Origin of the sequence: Streptomyces sp. NBC_00247 (assembly GCF_036188265.1) — a bacterium.
Classification (GTDB): Bacteria; Actinomycetota; Actinomycetes; order Streptomycetales; family Streptomycetaceae; genus Streptomyces.
In genome coordinates this window covers 5,458,295-5,474,397 of sequence record NZ_CP108093.1, presented here as the reverse complement: position 1 = coordinate 5,474,397, position 16,103 = coordinate 5,458,295, and the positions used below count along the sequence as shown (strand labels likewise).

The following is a 16,103-nucleotide window of genomic DNA, read 5'->3' as shown; positions in this document are numbered from 1 at the left end:
AGGCACCCAGCGATGTCGGAACAGCAGAGCGGCGCGGAAGACCGCGGGGAGCGCATTCTCGCCGTCTTCGAGACCGCCTTCGGTGAGCTGCTGGCGGCCGACCCGGCCGCCTTCCAGGTCAAGTTCCGGAAGATGGCGGGCTCGGCCTTCGCCTTCTACCGGGGCACCGCCTGCCTGTTCTACGACGACCTCGCCCGGGAGCGGCACGGCGGCCCGTTCCTGGACGAGCGCACCGGCCGCGTCTGGATCCACGGGGACCTCCACGCGGAGAACTTCGGCACCTACATGGACGCCAACGGCCGCCTGGTCTTCAACGTCAACGACTTCGACGAGGCGTACGTCGGCCCGTTCACCTGGGACCTCAAGCGCTTCGCCGCCTCCGTCGCCCTGATCGGGTACGCCAAGGCGCTGAGCGACGACCAGATCACCGAGCTGGTCCGGGTCTACGCCGCCGCGTACCGCGAGCGCGTCCACGCGCTCGCGACCGGCGCGAAGAACGACGAGGTGCCGCCCTTCACCCTGGACACCGCCGACGGCCCGCTGCTCGGCGCGCTCCGGACGGCCCGGTCGCTCACCCGCTTCTCGCTGCTGGACTCGATGACGGAGATCCGCGACTTCGAGCGCCGGTTCGCCCCGGACGGCGGCGCCATCGACCTCGACGCGGCGACCCGCTACAAGGTCCTCGCCGCGTTCGACGGCTACCTGGAGACCCTGCCCGAGTCGAGCCTGACCCGCCCGGACTCCTACCGGGTGAAGGACGTGGTGGGCCGCCGGGGCATCGGCATCGGCTCGGCCGGGCTGCCCTCGTACAACATCCTGCTGGAGGGCAACAGCGACGCCCTGGAGAACGACGTCGTGATCTACGTCAAGCAGGCCCAGACCCCGGCCGTCTCCCGGCACATCACGGACGCCTCGGTGCGCGGCTACTTCCAGCACGAGGGCCACCGCACGGTGATCTCGCAGCGGGCGCTCCAGGACCACGCCGACCCGTGGCTGGGCTGGACCGAGCTGGACGGCGCCGGACAGCTGGTGGCGGAGGTCTCGCCCTACGCCGTGGACCTGGACTGGTCCGACATCGACGAGCCCGACGAGATCGCGGCGGTCGTCGCCGACCTGGGCCGGGCGACGGCCACCATGCACGCGGCGGCCGACGACGAGAGCGGTCACTCGCTGGTGCCGTTCTCCACCGAGCGGGCCATCGACGCCGCCATCGCGGCCGACGAGGACGGCTTCGGCGATCTCCTCGTCGACTTCGCCCACAGCTACGGCGCGCGGGCACGCCGGGACCACCGGATCTTCGTGGACCTTTTCCGCAACGGCCGCATTCCGGGCCTCTGACCAATCCATGACAGGAGCCGACCGGAGGTCCGGGACAGCCGTCGTCCCGGACCTTTAGGAGTCGCTTACGGGGGCGCGTGCGAGACTCTCCGGCGATGGACATATCAGGGACGCGACCCAGGACCGCGCGCGCGGCGCTCTTCACCGCGCTCGTCGTCACGCTGTCCTCGGCGTCCCACGTCCTGCTCTCCCGTGAAGCCCTGCCGGTGACCGCGCTGGCGCTGGTGGGGGGCCTGGTGTTCGCCGTCGCGTACGCGCTGGCGGGCCGGGAGCGCGGCTTCGGGGCGATAGCGGGGCTGCTGGTCCCGCTGGAGCTCGCCGCCGACACGGTCTTCACCACCGGGCAGCAGCTCTGTTACGGCGCGGCGGGCGGCCCGGTGGCCGGTCCGCTGCGCTCCCTGGGGTTCGACGTGCTCTGCGGCGGCCACGGAGTGGGCGCTCCGCTGGCGCGGGTGGCCGGAGTCGGCCACCCCGCCTCCGGCGCCGCGCTGCCGCTGCCCCCCGGGCCGGGCGTCCCGTGGCTGCTGCTCGCCGCGCACGTGAGCGTCGGGCTGCTCGCGGCGGCCTGGCTGCGGCGCGGCGAGGCCGCGCTGGCGGCCCTGCTGCGGGCGGCTGCCGCCTTCGCGTTCAGCCCGCTGCTGGTCGCGCTGGCGGTGGCCCGTGGGTCCCGTTCTCCGGTGCGGGGCGCCGTACGCCTTCCGGGCGCGCGCCCGTTCGTCGCCGCCCGTCCGCTCTTCACGCACTCCGTGGGCCGGAGAGGGCCTCCGCTGCCGGTCTGAGCCCGGTACGCCCCCTCCCCTTTTTCTGACCCTTCACGTACATCCCACGGAGAACGCATCATGAGCAACCGCAACAACCAGGCGAACAAGGCAGCGGCCCGCGAGCGGCTGCGCGCGGAGCGCGAGCGCCAGGCGAAGAAGGACAAGGCCCGCAAGCAGATCGTCGTCGGCGTCTCGATCGTCGCGGTGCTGGCGATCGCCGGCGGTGTCGCCTACGGCGTCAACGAGCTGAACAAGCCGGACGCCTGGGAGGCCGCGGGCGACGCGAAGGTGGTCGCCCCGAAGAACACCACCGGCACCAACGGTACGACCGTCGTCGTCGGTGAGTCCTCCGCGAAGAAGACGCTGGAGATGTACGAGGACTCCCGCTGCCCGATATGCGCCCAGTTCGAGCAGACCGTCGGTTCGACGGTCGCCAAGGACGTCGCGGACGGCAAGTACAAGATCAAGTACGTCGGTGCCACCTTCATCGACAACAGCGACAACGGCGAGGGCTCCAAGAACGCCCTCAGCGCCCTGGGCGCGGCGCTGAACGTCAGCCCGGAGGCGTTCCTCCAGTACAAGACCGCGCTGTACTCGGCGAAGTACCACCCCGAGGAGACCGACGACAAGTTCGCCAAGGACAGCTACCTCATCGAGGTCGCCGACACGGTGGACGCGCTCAAGGACAACAAGGCGTTCCAGAAGAACGTCAACGACGGCACCTACGACGCCTGGGCCGTCAAGATGTCCAAGACCTTCGACTCCAGCGGGGTGACCGGCACGCCGACCCTGAAGATGGACGGCAAGACCGTGACCGCCGAGGGCAGCGACAGCGCGCCCATGACGGTGGCCGACTACACCACGGCGATCGACGCGGCGCTCAAGGGCTGACGCCCCGGCTCACGGCTCCCCCGGACGGGCGGGCGGACACCTCCGGGTGCCCGCCCGCCCGTCCCGCTTCCCCCACCGCCGTACGCCGCCCGGACCGGATCCCTCCCCCTGAGCGGGTTCCGGCCACGGCGGGCGCGGCGGTCGTGTGTCCCGGAGGTCACGGCCGGGGCGCCGCTTTGCGGACACACCGCCCGCGGCGTCGACGGCCCGGTTACGAGGACGCTTCGCGGACGGACGCGAGCACGGCGCCGACCGCCCGGGAAACCCACCCGTCCCTCGGCGAACAGGCCGGAAGAACACTCCCCCAGGAATGACATGCACACGTAATCTCCCGGCGGAGCGGGCGAGGAAATCCCTCACCCGCGCGTCCGATCGAGGAGTCCCTGTGCGCGCTCTCTTCCCGACCTCCCCCCACGTGCGTCGCCGCCTGCTCGCCACCGCCGCCCTGGCGGGAACCCTGGCCCTGACACCGGTGTCCGCCTCGCCGGTCAACGCCGCCGCCGCTCCCGGGGCTGCCGGCTGCGCCGACGACACGACGTCCGCCCTCGCCCGGCAGGCCCGCCCCGGGGCGGGCGCCACGGCGCACGAGCCCAACGCCGTCAGCACCGCCGCGGCGAAGACGATGGACGCGGACCTGCGCACCAGACTCGCCCAACGCCGCTCGGCGGGGGTCACCGCCGTGGCGGCCGGCGCCTCCATACCCGTGTACTTCCACGTCATCCACTCGGGCACCACCGGAAAACTGTCGGCGAGCGCCGTCAGCGCCCAGATGAGCGTGCTCAACAGCGCGTACTCCGGAGCCGGTACGGGCAACACGGCCACCGGCTTCAGCTTCACCCTGGCGGGAACGGACTACACCGACAACGCCACCTGGTACAACGTGAGCTCCGGCTCCAGCGCCGAGAGATCGATGAAGAGCACCCTGCGCAAGGGCGGGGCCAACGCCCTCAACGTCTACACCGCCAACCTCGGCGGCGGTCTCCTCGGCTGGGCGACCTTCCCGAGCTCCTACACGTCCAGCCCGAGCATGGACGGCGTGGTGATCCTCGACACCTCGCTGCCGGGCGGCGCCGCCACCCACTACGACGAGGGCGACACCGCCACCCACGAGGTCGGCCACTGGATGGGGCTCTACCACACCTTCCAGGGCGGCTGCAACGGAAACGGGGACTACGTCGCCGACACCCCGGCCGAGAAGACCGAGGCCTACGAGTGCCCCACCGGCCGGGACACCTGCACCAACAAGACCGGGGCCGACCCGATCCACAACTTCATGGACTACACGTACGACTCCTGCATGTACCAGTTCACCCCGGGCCAGGTGCAGCGCATGAGCGACAGCTGGACCGCCTACCGCGGATGAGCCACCGCCCCCGGGTCCCGGTCCGTGTCCGGGCCCCGGGGGCGCGGCACGTCAGAGGGTCGCCAGGAAGCCCAGCGCGACCTTCCACGCCAGCTCGGCCGACTTCTCGTCGTAGTCGGGCAGAGCGTCGTCGGTGAAGAGGTGTCCGGCACCGGGGTAGCGGTAGATCTCCACGTCCGCCCCGGCCCGCCGCATCTCCAGGTACCAGCTGTTCAGCCAGTCGTGCGGTTCCGAGGCGTCGGGGTCGGCGACGTGCAGCTGGACCGGGAGCTCGTCCGTGCTCGCGTTCTCGGCGAGGTCCGAGGTGCCGTGGAAGAGCAGCAGCCCGCGTGCCTTCTCGTCGCCGAGGGCGAGGGTCTGCGCCACGGCCGCGCCGAGCGAGAAGCCCACGTACACGAGCCCTTGCTCCGAGTAGGGCGCAGCGGCCAGTACCGCCCGCTTGAGCAGCTCGTCCTTGCCCAGCTCCTCCCGGTACGCCTGCGCCTCCGCCTGCGTTTCAAAGGTGTGCCCCTCGAACAGATCGGGCACGCGCACCTCATGGCCGGCTGCTCGGAGCCGGTCGGCAGCGGCGTGCACCGCGGGCCGGAGCCCGTAGGTCGAGTGGAAAAGCATGATGTTCATGCCGCCCATGGTGCCAGCTGCCACCCGGACCCCGGAGGACACGAGGATGGAGAACGTGCTGCGCCCGCTGCTGATCGTCGGCGGCTCGGTGGCGATCACCCTGCTGGCCGGCTGGCTGGTGGACCTGGCTCTGCGAAAGGCGGACGTCCGGCACCCCGACACGCCCCTGTGGGGCTTGCTGCGACGCTGCCGCCCACCCCTCCAGGTGGTGATCTGCGCGGCCCTGCTGCGCGGCACCTTCGCCCATCTGCGCCTGGAGCTGGTGCGCGACCACCGGGAGGCGATCGGCCAGGTGCTGAGCCTGGTCCTGATCGGCGCCTCGGCCTGGCTGGTGGTCCGGGTGGCGGCGACCGTCGTGGAGTCCTCGTACGCGCGGTACGCCACCTCCACCCGCGATCCGGCCCGGGTACGCCGCGTGCGCACCCAGGTGACGCTGATCCAGCGGGTGGTCATCGCGGTGGTGACCACGGTGGCCGTCGCCGCGATGCTGCTGACCTTCCCGGCGATGCAGACCGTCGGCACCTCGATGCTGGCCTCGGCCGGTGTGCTCGGCATCGTCGCCGGTGTCGCCGCCCAGTCCACCCTCGGCAACGTCTTCGCCGGGTTCCAGATCGCCTTCGGCGACATGGTGCGCCTCGGCGACACCGTGGTGGTGGACGGCGAATGGGGCACGGTGGAGGAGATCACGCTGACCTTCCTCGCCGTACGCACCTGGGACGAGCGCCGGATCACCATGCCGGTGTCGTACTTCACCAGCCGTCCGTTCGAGAACTGGTCGCGCGGCGGGGTCCAGATGACCGGCACGGTCTACTTCCATCTCGACCACGCGGCACCGATGGCCGCGATGCGGGACAAGATGCGCGACATCCTCGGCGAGTGCGGCGCCTGGGACGGTCGGACCTGGTCCCTCGCGGTGACCGACACCACCCCGACCACCATCCAGGTGCGGGCCGTGGTCACCGCGAAGGACGCGGACGACGTCTGGACGGTCCGGTGCGCGGTGCGCGAGCAGCTGATCGCCTGGCTCCGGGACCACCACCCGTACGCCCTGCCCCGGGTCGCGACGGCCCCCGCCACGCTCGTCGCGGCCGACCAGTGGCCGGAGCTGACCTCCCGTACGGCCGCGTCCGTCCGCCGCAACGGCAAGGAGCCGACCCCGCACACCGGCCGCGGCTGACCGCGCCCCGGCTCAGCGCAGGCTGCGCACGTCCAGGAACCGCAGCACCCGGTCGACCACCTCCGGGTCCGAACCGGCCTCACTGCGGGCCGAGAGCACCTCGTGGCGGGCGGCCGACAGCAGCTCCCGCTGGATGCGGCTGACCTCCTTGAAGCGCTTCGCGCGCTGGGCGTAGGCGTCGCGCCGCTCCTCGTCCACCATGTCGGGGCTGATGCGCGCCCCGATGTCGTAGGCGGCGCGCTGGAGCCGCTCCAGCACGTCCTCGGGGAACTCCTCCACCTGCTGGATCTCCTTCAGCCGCGCCTTGGCCGCCTTCGCCGCACGGATCGCGAGGCGCCTCTCCAGCTCACGTTCGGCGTCGGTGTCGGCCCGGACACCGAGCCGGCGCACCAGCCAGGGCAGGGTGAGCCCCTGGAAGACCAGGGTCGCCATGATGACCGCGAAGGCGATGAAGACGATCTCGTCGCGGCCGGGGAAGGGTTCGCCGTCGTCGGTCTTCAGCGGTACGGCGAGGGCCAGCGCCACGGAGGCCACCCCGCGCATCCCCGCCCACCACATGACGACGGTCTCCCGCCAGCTGGTCGGGATCTCCTCGCTCACGTCGCGCAGGGTGTGCAGCTTCTTGGCCAGCCAGGTCGCGGGCAGCAGCCAGAGCAGCCGTACGCCGATGACCACGGCGACGATCGCGAGCCCCCAGCCCGCCAGCCGCCACTCCCGCCCGTCGGCGGTGCCGAAGACGCTGCTGAGTTCCAGCCCGATGAGCCCGAAGGCGATCCCGGTGACCAGGGTGTCCACGATGTTCCAGAAGGTGCGCCCGGTGAGCCGGCCGAGCACGTCGTCGGCGTCCGCGGTGTGCTCGGCGAGGAAGAGCGCGATGGTCAGGACGGCGAGGACGCCGGAGCCCATCAGCTCCTCGGACAGGACGTAGGCGATGAACGGGACGAGCAGGGTGAGGCCGACCTGGAGCGTGGCGTCCCCGAGGAGCCCCATCAGCTTGAGGGTGAGCCAGCCCAGCGCGAGTCCGACCACCACCGCGACCACGGCCGACAGGACCAGCAGCCCGAGGGCCTCCGGAAGCGAGAAGGTGCCGGACACCGCCGCCGCGATGGCCACGTGGTACAGCACGATCGCGGTCACGTCGTTGAAGAGGCCCTCGCCCTCCAGGATGGAGATCAGCCGACGCGGCAGACCGAGCGAGCCGGCGACGGCCGTTGCGGCCACCGGGTCGGGGGGCGCGACGAGCGCGCCGAGCGCCACCGCGGCGGCGAGGGGCAGTCCGGGCACGACGGAGTCGGCGACGGCCGCCACGGCCGCTGTCGTCACGAAGACCAGGGCGACCGCGAGCAGGAAGATCGGCCGTTTGTTGGCCGCGAACTGCCGCCAGGAGGTGCGCTGCACGGAGGCGTAGAGCAGCGGCGGCAGCAGGGCGGGGAGGATGATCTCCGGCGGGATGTCGACGTTGGGCACGAAGGGGAGGAAGGCCATCCCCACGCCGATGAGTGTCATCAGCACCGGGGCCGGCAGTCCCAGCCGCTCTCCCACCGGCACCGTGATCACCGCTCCCAGCAGGAGCAGCAGGAGCAGTGCCATCTGGTCCACGTGGGGCGCCTTCCGCAGGATGCAGGAATCCCGCCCGGCGCGCGGCCGGGCGGGAGTTCCACCCTGTCACGCCGGGCCCGCGGGATGCGGTGACACCCCCCGCGCGACGCCGGACGGGAGCTACCGCTCCGCGAGCGTGCGGCGCATGGCGCGGTGCGCTATCCCGGCGTCCTGGAACTCGGGCCCGTACACCTGGTAGCCGAGGCGCTCGTAGAAGCCGAGGGCGTGGGTCTGGGCGTGCAGGTCGACCGCGGTCAGTCCGAGCGCCCGTGCCTCGTCCTCGACGGCGCGGACCAGTGCGGCCCCGACTCCGAGGCCGCGGGCCGACCCGGACACGGCCAGCCGGCCCAGCGAACCGACGGTGAGGTCGCCGCCGGTCTTCCCGGCCGCAGCCTCGCCGTGCAGCAGTCGGCCGGTGCCGAGCGCGGTGCCGTCCTCGGTGACCGCGATGACGTGCACCGTGGTGGCCTCGGGCCGGTCGTACGCGTCGTACTCCAGGTCCTCGGGCACTCCCTGTTCGCCGACGAAGACGTCCTTGCGGACCTGGAAGCAGGCCGCGCGGTCCGCCTCGTCCCGGGTCCGCCGGGCGGTGTACGGGGTGGTGCCGGCGGTCATTCGCTCTCCGCGGCGATCGTGTCGAGGGCGTGCCGGAGGTCGGCCGGGTAGTCGCTGGCGAACTCCACCCAGCTGCCGTCCGAGGGGTGTTCGAAGCCGAGCCGGACGGCGTGCAGCCACTGCCGGGTCAGACCGAGACGCTTGGCCATGGTCGGGTCCGCGCCGTAGGTGAGGTCGCCGACGCACGGGTGGCGGTGGGCGGACATGTGCACCCGGATCTGGTGCGTACGGCCCGTCTCCAGCTTGATGTCGAGCAGGCTGGCCGCGCGGTACGCCTCGATGAGGTCGTAGTGCGTCACGGAGGGCTTGCCCTCCTGGATCACGGCCCACTTGTAGTCGTGGTTCGGGTGGCGGCCGATGGGGGCGTCGATGGTGCCGCTCATCGGGTCCGGGTGGCCCTGCACCAGCGCGTGGTACTTCTTCTCCACGACGCGGTCGCGGAACTGCGCCTTGAGCAGGGTGTACGCGCGCTCCGACTTGGCCACGACCATCAGACCGGAGGTGCCCACGTCGAGCCGGTGCACGATGCCCTGGCGCTCGGCGGCACCCGAGGTGGAGATGCGGTACCCGGCGGCGGCGAGGCCGCCGATGACGGTGGTGCCGGTCCAGCCGGGGCTGGGGTGGGCGGCGACGCCGACCGGCTTCACGATGACGACGATGTCGTCGTCGTCGTGCACGATCTCCATGCCCTCGACGGGCTCGGCGACGATCTGGACCGGAGGAGCCGCCCGCGGCATCTCGACCTCCATCCAGGCACCGCCCTGCACCCGGTCGGACTTCCCGGCCACCGAACCGTCCACCAGCACCTTTCCGGCGGCGGCCAGCTCGGCGGCCTTGGTGCGGGAGAACCCGAACATCCGGGAGATGGCGGCGTCGACGCGCTCGCCCTCCAGGCCGTCGGGCACGGGCAGGGTTCGGATCTCGGGGTACGTACTCACCTGGTCGAGTATGCCTTGCGGCCACCGGTGCTGTGACCGGTGAGCTTCTCCGGCCTCTCCCGGGCGGGACTCAGTCCTTGTGGACGGTGCCGTCCGGGTCCAGTCCCCGGAAGGAGAGGATCACGATCAGGATGCCTCCGCAGACGATGGCGGAGTCGGCCAGGTTGAAGACCGCGAAGTGGGCCGGTGAGATGAAGTCCACCACCGCGCCCTTGAAGACGCCCGGAGCGCGGAAGAGGCGGTCGGTGAGGTTGCCGAGCGCCCCGCCGAGCAGCAGGCCGAGGGCGATGGCCCAGGGCAGGCTGCGGAGCTTGCGGGCGAGCCGGACGATGACGACGATCACCGCCGCGGCGATGACCGTGAAGACGACGGTGAAGGCCTCGCCCATGCTGAACGCGGCGCCGGGGTTGCGCACCGCTTCCAGCTTCAGCCAGTCGCCGATGATCTCGACGGGGTCGTGGTGCTCCAGTCTCGCGACGACGAGCGTCTTGCTGACCAGGTCGAGGAGGTAGGCCACGACGGCCACGGTGAAGAGCGCGACGAGCCGCCGCCTGCCCTTGCCCGTGACGGCGGTGGCGCCGTCCGCCGCACCGGCCGCGGTGTCGCCGTCGGCCGCGCCGTCCCCGGCACCGCCCGGGGCGGTGCCGTCGGCGGGCTTCAGGGGCCCGGTCTCCCCGGCACCCGGGGCGTCGGGAGTCTCCGGCGTTTCGATGGTGCGCTCCGCCTCTGCCACGTGAATCCTCAACCTGGGTCGTGTCCGGTACCGCACCCCCGGCCGCCCGGTGGGGCGACCGGACACGGCCTGGTGCCGATTGAGGACGAGGGTACGACACGGAGCGCCCCGGACGGTCAGCCGCGTCTCTCCTGCTTCTGCTTGTCCTCCACGCAGAGGGTGGCCCGGGGGAACGCCTGCATGCGTGCCTTGCCGATGGGTTTGCCGCACACCTCGCAGAGGCCGTAGGTCCCGGCGTCCATGCGGGCCAGGGCACGTTCGGTCTGCTCCAGGGTCTCCTGGGCGTGGGCGGCGAGCGAGAGTTCGTGCTCGCGGGTGATGTTCTTGGTGCCGGTGTCGGCCTCGTCGTCACCGGCACCGTCGCCGGAGTCGCGCATCAGCCCCGCGAGGGCCGCCCCGGAGGCTTCCAGCTCGGTGCGGAGCCGGGTGGCCTCGCCGGTGAGTTCCGCCCGCGCCTCGGCGACCTCCTCCGGCGTCCAGGGGTCCTCCCCCGGCCGGACGGCCAGCTCTCCGGGTACGGTCGCCACGCGTGCCTGGGGCACCGCGCTCGCGCTCGGTCCGCCGGACGCGGCCCTGGCCGCGGTCTTCTTGGCTGCCACCGTCTGCTCTCCTGTCTGCTGGGCGGCGTCGGCCGCCTCCGTGGCCGCTGGTTCGGCCTGCTTCGCCGTGGTCGTGCGGGCCGCGCTTTTCTTCGCCGGGGTCTTCGCGGCGGCCGTCTTCCTGGCGGCGGCCTTCTTGGCGGCCGTCTTCTTGGCGGCCGTCTTCTTCGCTGGTCTCGTCGCGGCCGCCTCCGACCCCGTCGCGCCGCCCCCGGCTTCCGCGCCGCTCGCGGTGTCCTCCCCGCTCCCGGCGGACGTCCCGTCGTCCGCCGCGTCCGGGGATGCCGCTGACGACGTCCGTCGGACGGTCTTCTTCGCCACCATGGGCGCGACCCCTTCACCTAGGGTGATCCTGCTCGCGGATCGTGCTGGGACGATAAATCGACCCATGACCCGCGGCAACGGGGCACGCCGCCCTGCCACCCCTCCCCGCACCCGGACACGGCCCGCCTGCATCCGTTGTGCCCAGCTCCCCGCCGGGTATTCCGCCGCCTGACGGAACCGCCGGTTCCGCGGGCCCCCGACGCGCCATTCGGGTCAGTCCAGGGGCCCCGCGCGCCCCGCGCGAAAACCGGTCGGACGTGCCGCCCCAGGCCCCGTACACTGGGCGCAGCGAGAGGCATGGATGGGACGAGTAGCGTCGTACGCAGCCCAGAGCGACCCGGGGTCGGTGGAAGCCCGGGGGCGAGCGCGTCGTGAAGATCACCCCGGAGCCGTCGGAAGAACGCCGCAGGCAGGCAAGTAGACCCGGCATCGCACCCCAATGAGGGGGCCGGGGCATGCGCCCGGGCCAAGGAGGGTGGTACCGCGGGAGCCCAGCGCTCTCGTCCCTCCGACGGAAGTGGGAAGACGTCCGCCGGAGGAAACCCGAACATGACATCGCCGCAGTACCGCCCGGTCCCCGCTCAGGTCGACCTGCCCGCGCTGGAGCACGACGTGCTCGACTTCTGGCGCGACGGCAAGGTCTTCGCCAAGAGCCTCGAACAGTCCGAAGGCCGCCCCGAGTGGGTCTTCTACGAGGGTCCGCCGACCGCCAACGGCATGCCCGGCGCCCACCACATCGAAGCCCGTGTCTTCAAGGACGTCTTTCCGCGCTTCCGCACGATGCAGGGCTACCACGTCGGCCGGAAGGCCGGCTGGGACTGCCACGGCCTGCCCGTCGAGCTCGCGGTCGAGAAGGAGCTGGGCTTCAACGGCAAGAAGGACATCGAGGCGTACGGCATCGCCGAGTTCAACGCCAAGTGCCGTGAGTCCGTGACCCGCCACACCGACGCCTTCTCCGACCTGACGACCCGCATGGGGTACTGGGTCGACATGGACGACGCGTACCGGACGATGGACCCGGAGTACGTCGACTCCGTCTGGTGGTCGCTGAAGAAGATCTTCGACAAGGACCTGCTGGTCCAGTCGCACCGCGTCGCCCCCTGGTGCCCGCGCTGCGGCACCGGCCTCTCGGACCACGAGCTCGCGCAGGGGTACGAGACGGTCGTCGACCCGTCGGTCTTCGTCCGCTTCCCCCTCACCTCCGGCCCGCTGGCCGGCCGGGCGGCGCTGCTGGTGTGGACGACCACCCCGTGGACGCTGGTCTCCAACACCGCCGTCGCCGTCCACCCCGACGTCGAGTACGTCGTGGCGTCGGACGGCGAGGAGCGTCTCGTCGTGGCGCGCCCGCTGGTGGAGAAGGCGCTCGGCGAGGGCTGGGAGCTCACCGGCGAGTCCTTCACCGGCCGGGAGATGGAGCGCTGGACCTACGAGCGCCCCTTCGACCTGGTCGCGTTCCCGGCCGAGGCGCACTACGTCGTCAACGCCGAGTACGTCACCACCGAGGACGGTACGGGCCTGGTCCACCAGTCCCCCGCGTTCGGCGCCGACGACCTCCTGGTCTGCAAGGCGTACGGTCTGCCGGTGGTCAACCCGGTGCGCCCGGACGGTACGTTCGAGGAGGACCTGCCGCTGGTCGGCGGGCTCTTCTTCAAGAAGGCCGACGAGACCCTCACCGAGGACCTGGCCGCCCGGGGCAAGCTCTTCCGCCACGTTCCGTACGAGCACAGCTACCCGCACTGCTGGCGCTGCCACACCGCGCTGCTCTACTACGCGCAGCCGTCCTGGTACATCCGCACGACCGCCGTCAAGGACCGTCTCCTCGCGGAGAACGAGAAGACGAACTGGTTCCCCGACTCGGTGAAGAACGGCCGCTTCGGCGACTGGCTGAACAACAACGTCGACTGGGCCCTCTCGCGCAACCGCTACTGGGGCACCCCGCTGCCGATCTGGCGCTGCGAGGACGGCCACCTCACCTGTGTCGGCTCGCGCGCCGAACTGTCCGAGCTGACCGGCAGCGACCAGTCGGACCTCGACCCGCACCGCCCGTTCGTCGACGCGATCACGTTCACCTGCACCGAGGACGACTGCCGGCTGGAGGCGTACCGCGTCCCCGAGGTCATCGACGCCTGGTACGACTCGGGTTCGATGCCGTTCGCGCAGTGGGGCTACCCGTACAAGAACAAGGACGTCTTCGAGAGCCGCTACCCGGCGCAGTTCATCTCCGAGGCCATCGACCAGACACGTGGCTGGTTCTACACGCTGATGGCGGTCGGCACCCTCGTCTTCGACCAGTCCTCCTACGAGAACGTCGTCTGCCTCGGCCACATCCTCGCCGAGGACGGCCGGAAGATGTCCAAGCACCTGGGCAACACCCTCGACCCGATCCCGCTGATGGACCAGCACGGCGCCGACGCGGTGCGCTGGTTCATGGCGGCGGGCGGCTCCCCGTGGGCGGCCCGGCGGGTCGGCCACGGCACCATCCAGGAGGTCGTCCGCAAGACGCTCCTGACGTACTGGAACACGGTCGCCTTCCAGGCGCTGTACGCCCGTACGTCCCAGTGGGCGCCCTCGGCGGCCGACCCGGCGCCGGCGGACCGCACGGTCCTGGATCGCTGGCTGCTGAGCGAACTCAACGCCCTGGTGGGCGAGGTGACCACCGCGCTGGACGGCTTCGACACCCAGCGGGCGGGCAAGCTGCTCTCCTCGTTCGTCGACGACCTGTCCAACTGGTACGTCCGCCGCTCGCGCCGCCGCTTCTGGCAGGGCGACAAGGCGGCGCTGCGCACGCTGCACGAGGTCGTCGAGACGGTGACCCGGCTGATGGCCCCGCTGACCCCGTTCATCACCGAGCGGGTCTGGCAGGACCTGGTGGTCCCGGTGACGCCGGACGCCCCCGAGTCGGTGCACCTCTCCTCGTGGCCGGTGGCCGACGCCTCGGCGGTCGACCCCGCGCTCTCCACGCAGATGGCGCTGGTGCGCCGGCTGGTGGAGCTCGGCCGGGCCACCCGCGCCGAGTCCGGCGTGAAGACCCGCCAGCCGTTGTCCCGCGCGCTGGTCGCGGCGGCCGGCTTCGAGACGCTCTCCGCCGATCTGCACGCGCAGATCACCGAGGAGCTGAACGTCTCCTCGCTGGCCTCGCTCTCCGAGGTGGGGGGCTCGCTGGTCGACACGACGGCGAAGGCCAACTTCCGCGCGCTGGGCAAGCGTTTCGGCAAGGGCGTGCAGGCGGTCGCCAAGGCGGTCGCGAACGCCAACGCCGCCGCGCTGTCGCAGGCGCTGCGCGAGGGCACCGCGTCGGTCGAGGTGGACGGCGAAACGGTCTCGCTGACGCCGGACGAGGTCATCATCACGGAGACCCCGCGCGAGGGCTGGTCGGTGGCGTCCGACTCGGGCGCCACGGTCGCCCTGGACCTGGAGATCACCCCGGAGCTGCGCCGCGCGGGCCTCGCCCGTGACGCGATCCGACTGATCCAGGAGGCCCGCAAGAACAGCGGCCTGGACGTGGCGGACCGGATCGCGGTGCGCTGGACGTCCGGCTCGGCCGCCACGGTGGAGGCGCTCACCGAGCACGCCCCGCTGATCGCGGACGAGGTACTCGCCCTGGACTACGCGCAGGGCGACGCGGACGACTCGTACGGCACCCCGTTCGAGGACGAGGGTCTGGGCTTGAGCTTCCGTCTCCGCAAGCACTGACCGGCACGCTCCTTCCGAAGGCCCGGCGGATCTCCCGCCGGGCCTTCGGCGTTCCCCGGACGGCTGGGAACACCGGCAATCCCTGTCCCACTACAGGGTGATTCGCTCGTATTCGAGTTGATTTACGCAACTCCGGGCGGCCTCCCGCCGGTTCGAGAACCCCGGCCGGGAGCCGCCCGGCACCCGGTCCACGGAAAAGGGCCGGGCCCCGGGGAGATTCCCCGGGGCCCGGCCCTCAGCCTGCCGACGGCTACGCGCTCAGCGAGCGCGAGCCGGTCAGTTGTCGTCCTCGTCGATGAGGAACCCGCGCATCGGCGACGGAGCCTGCTGCATCGGCTGCGGCGCCTGCGGCCGCACCGGTGCCATCGGCTGCGTCATCGCGGGCGACATCTGCTGCTGCCCACCGAAGGACGGTCCGGGACCCATGGACGGGTTGCCACCCATCGACGGGCCGCCGTGGTTGCCGGCGCCCATGCCGTGGCCCATCGCACCGGCACCGGCCGGAGCCAGCGAGGGCGACGGCGGCAGCGACGCGGCCGCCGGGCTCCGCGGCGGAGCCAGCGAGTCGTCGGCCTGGGTCTCCAGCTGACGCAGCTGGCTCTCCAGGTACGACTTCAGGCGGGTGCGGTACTCGCGCTCGAAGCCACGCAGGTCCTCGACCTTGCGCTCGAGCGTCGCGCGGGCCGACTCCAGCGAGCCCATCGCCACGCGGTGCTTCTCCTGCGCGTCCCGCTCCAGCGCGTCGGCCTTCGCCCGCGCGTCGCGCTCCAGCCCCTCGGCGCGGCTGCGCGCCTCACCGACGATCTTGTTGGCCTCGGAACGGGCCTCCGCGATCGCCTGGTCGGCGGTCTGCTGCGCCAGCGAGAGGACACGGGCGGCACTGTCGCCACCGGGGCCCTGGCCGGGCTGCTGCATCTGCTGCATGGGCTGCTGCATCTGCTGCATGGGCTGCATCTGCTGCTGCATCTGCTGCGGGGCATGGCCCATGGGTCCACCCATGGGGCCACCCATCCCGCCGCCCATGGGGCCGCCCTGCATCGGACCGGGACCGTGCTGGCCCTGCGGACCGGGGCCGTGCTGACCCTGCTGGGGGCCGTGGCCACTGGGACCGGCGGGCAGCTGCGGCGGACCCATCTGCGGGGGCTGCTGCTGGACCGGCGGACCCGATATGGCGGCGGGCACGGGAGCCCCGGGCCTCTCCTGCTGCTGCTCCGGGGGCTTGCGCATGGCCTGCTGCTGCTGGTTCTGCGCGGCGGCTCGCGTCGCGGCGGCCAGCTTGGCGCGCAGATCCTCGTTCTCGCGCAGCAGTCGCGTCAGCTCGGACTCGACCTCGTCGAGGAAGGCATCGACCTCGTCCTCGTCATAGCCTTCTCGGAGGCGGACGGTCGTGAACTGCTTGTTCCGCACGTCCTCGGGGGTCAGCGGCATCTCTTCTTCACCTCTACGTAGTC

Annotated in this window: 13 protein-coding genes; 6 read left to right on the top strand and 7 right to left on the bottom strand. The window is 71.8% G+C overall.

Translation table 11 applies throughout. The features are described from left to right. Positions 1-12: 12 nt before the first annotated feature. The 4 genes from OHT52_RS23840 (at position 13) to OHT52_RS23825 (ending at position 4,353) form a co-directional block, all read left to right on the top strand. The gene (locus OHT52_RS23840; RefSeq protein ID WP_328722213.1) at positions 13-1,338 is read left to right on the top strand and encodes a DUF2252 domain-containing protein; all 1,326 of its coding nucleotides are present in this window, start codon (positions 13-15) and stop codon (positions 1,336-1,338) included. A 95-nt stretch (positions 1,339-1,433) separates the two neighbouring features. Continuing rightward, a complete protein-coding gene (locus OHT52_RS23835; protein WP_328722212.1) occupies positions 1,434-2,117 on the top strand; it encodes a hypothetical protein in 684 nt (227 codons plus the stop codon). A 60-nt stretch (positions 2,118-2,177) separates the two neighbouring features. Continuing rightward, entirely contained in the window at positions 2,178-2,990 is an 813-nt protein-coding gene (locus OHT52_RS23830; protein WP_328722211.1) for a thioredoxin domain-containing protein, read from the top strand. 385 nt (positions 2,991-3,375) lie between these two features. Then, on the top strand, positions 3,376-4,353 hold the full coding sequence (locus OHT52_RS23825; RefSeq protein ID WP_328722210.1) for a zinc metalloprotease: 978 nt from the start codon (positions 3,376-3,378) through the stop codon (positions 4,351-4,353). 51 nt (positions 4,354-4,404) lie between these two features. Here OHT52_RS23825 and OHT52_RS23820 read toward each other — a convergent pair whose 3' ends face one another. Continuing rightward, positions 4,405-4,983: a dienelactone hydrolase family protein gene (locus OHT52_RS23820; protein WP_328723873.1), complete on the bottom strand. Its 579-nt coding sequence runs from the start codon at positions 4,981-4,983 to the stop codon at positions 4,405-4,407. A 37-nt stretch (positions 4,984-5,020) separates the two neighbouring features. Here OHT52_RS23820 and OHT52_RS23815 point away from each other — a divergent pair, with 37 nt between their 5' ends. Beyond that, a complete protein-coding gene (locus OHT52_RS23815; protein ID WP_328722209.1) occupies positions 5,021-6,151 on the top strand; it encodes a mechanosensitive ion channel family protein in 1,131 nt (376 codons plus the stop codon). Positions 6,152-6,163: 12 nt separating this feature from the next. Here OHT52_RS23815 and OHT52_RS23810 read toward each other — a convergent pair whose 3' ends face one another. The 5 genes from OHT52_RS23810 to OHT52_RS23790 all read right to left on the bottom strand — a co-directional run bounded on the left by OHT52_RS23810 (position 6,164) and on the right by OHT52_RS23790 (position 10,959). Further along, positions 6,164-7,750: a Na+/H+ antiporter gene (locus OHT52_RS23810; protein WP_328722208.1), complete on the bottom strand. Its 1,587-nt coding sequence runs from the start codon at positions 7,748-7,750 to the stop codon at positions 6,164-6,166. Positions 7,751-7,870: 120 nt separating this feature from the next. Then, positions 7,871-8,365, bottom strand: coding sequence for a GNAT family N-acetyltransferase (locus OHT52_RS23805; RefSeq protein WP_328722207.1), 495 nt, complete (start codon positions 8,363-8,365; stop codon positions 7,871-7,873). After that, entirely contained in the window at positions 8,362-9,303 is a 942-nt protein-coding gene (locus tag OHT52_RS23800) for an RluA family pseudouridine synthase (RefSeq protein WP_328722206.1), read from the bottom strand. Before OHT52_RS23800 ends, OHT52_RS23805 begins: the two co-directional genes overlap by 4 nt. A gap of 70 nt (positions 9,304-9,373) precedes the next feature. Further along, the gene (lspA, locus tag OHT52_RS23795) at positions 9,374-10,036 is read right to left on the bottom strand and encodes a signal peptidase II (protein ID WP_328722205.1); all 663 of its coding nucleotides are present in this window, start codon (positions 10,034-10,036) and stop codon (positions 9,374-9,376) included. Between the two features lie 116 nt (positions 10,037-10,152). Then, complete coding sequence (locus OHT52_RS23790) at positions 10,153-10,959, bottom strand: TraR/DksA family transcriptional regulator (RefSeq protein WP_328722204.1); 807 nt, start codon at positions 10,957-10,959, stop codon at positions 10,153-10,155. A 549-nt stretch (positions 10,960-11,508) separates the two neighbouring features. Here OHT52_RS23790 and ileS point away from each other — a divergent pair. Continuing rightward, positions 11,509-14,652 carry an isoleucine--tRNA ligase gene (gene ileS, locus OHT52_RS23785; protein ID WP_328722203.1) on the top strand — a complete coding sequence of 1,048 codons (3,144 nt, stop codon included), beginning with the start codon at positions 11,509-11,511 and terminating at the stop codon, positions 14,650-14,652. Positions 14,653-14,928: 276 nt separating this feature from the next. Here ileS and OHT52_RS23780 read toward each other — a convergent pair whose 3' ends face one another. Beyond that, positions 14,929-16,080, bottom strand: a complete 1,152-nt coding sequence (locus tag OHT52_RS23780) for a DivIVA domain-containing protein (protein ID WP_328722202.1) — start codon at positions 16,078-16,080, stop codon at positions 14,929-14,931. Positions 16,081-16,103 lie beyond the last annotated feature (23 nt).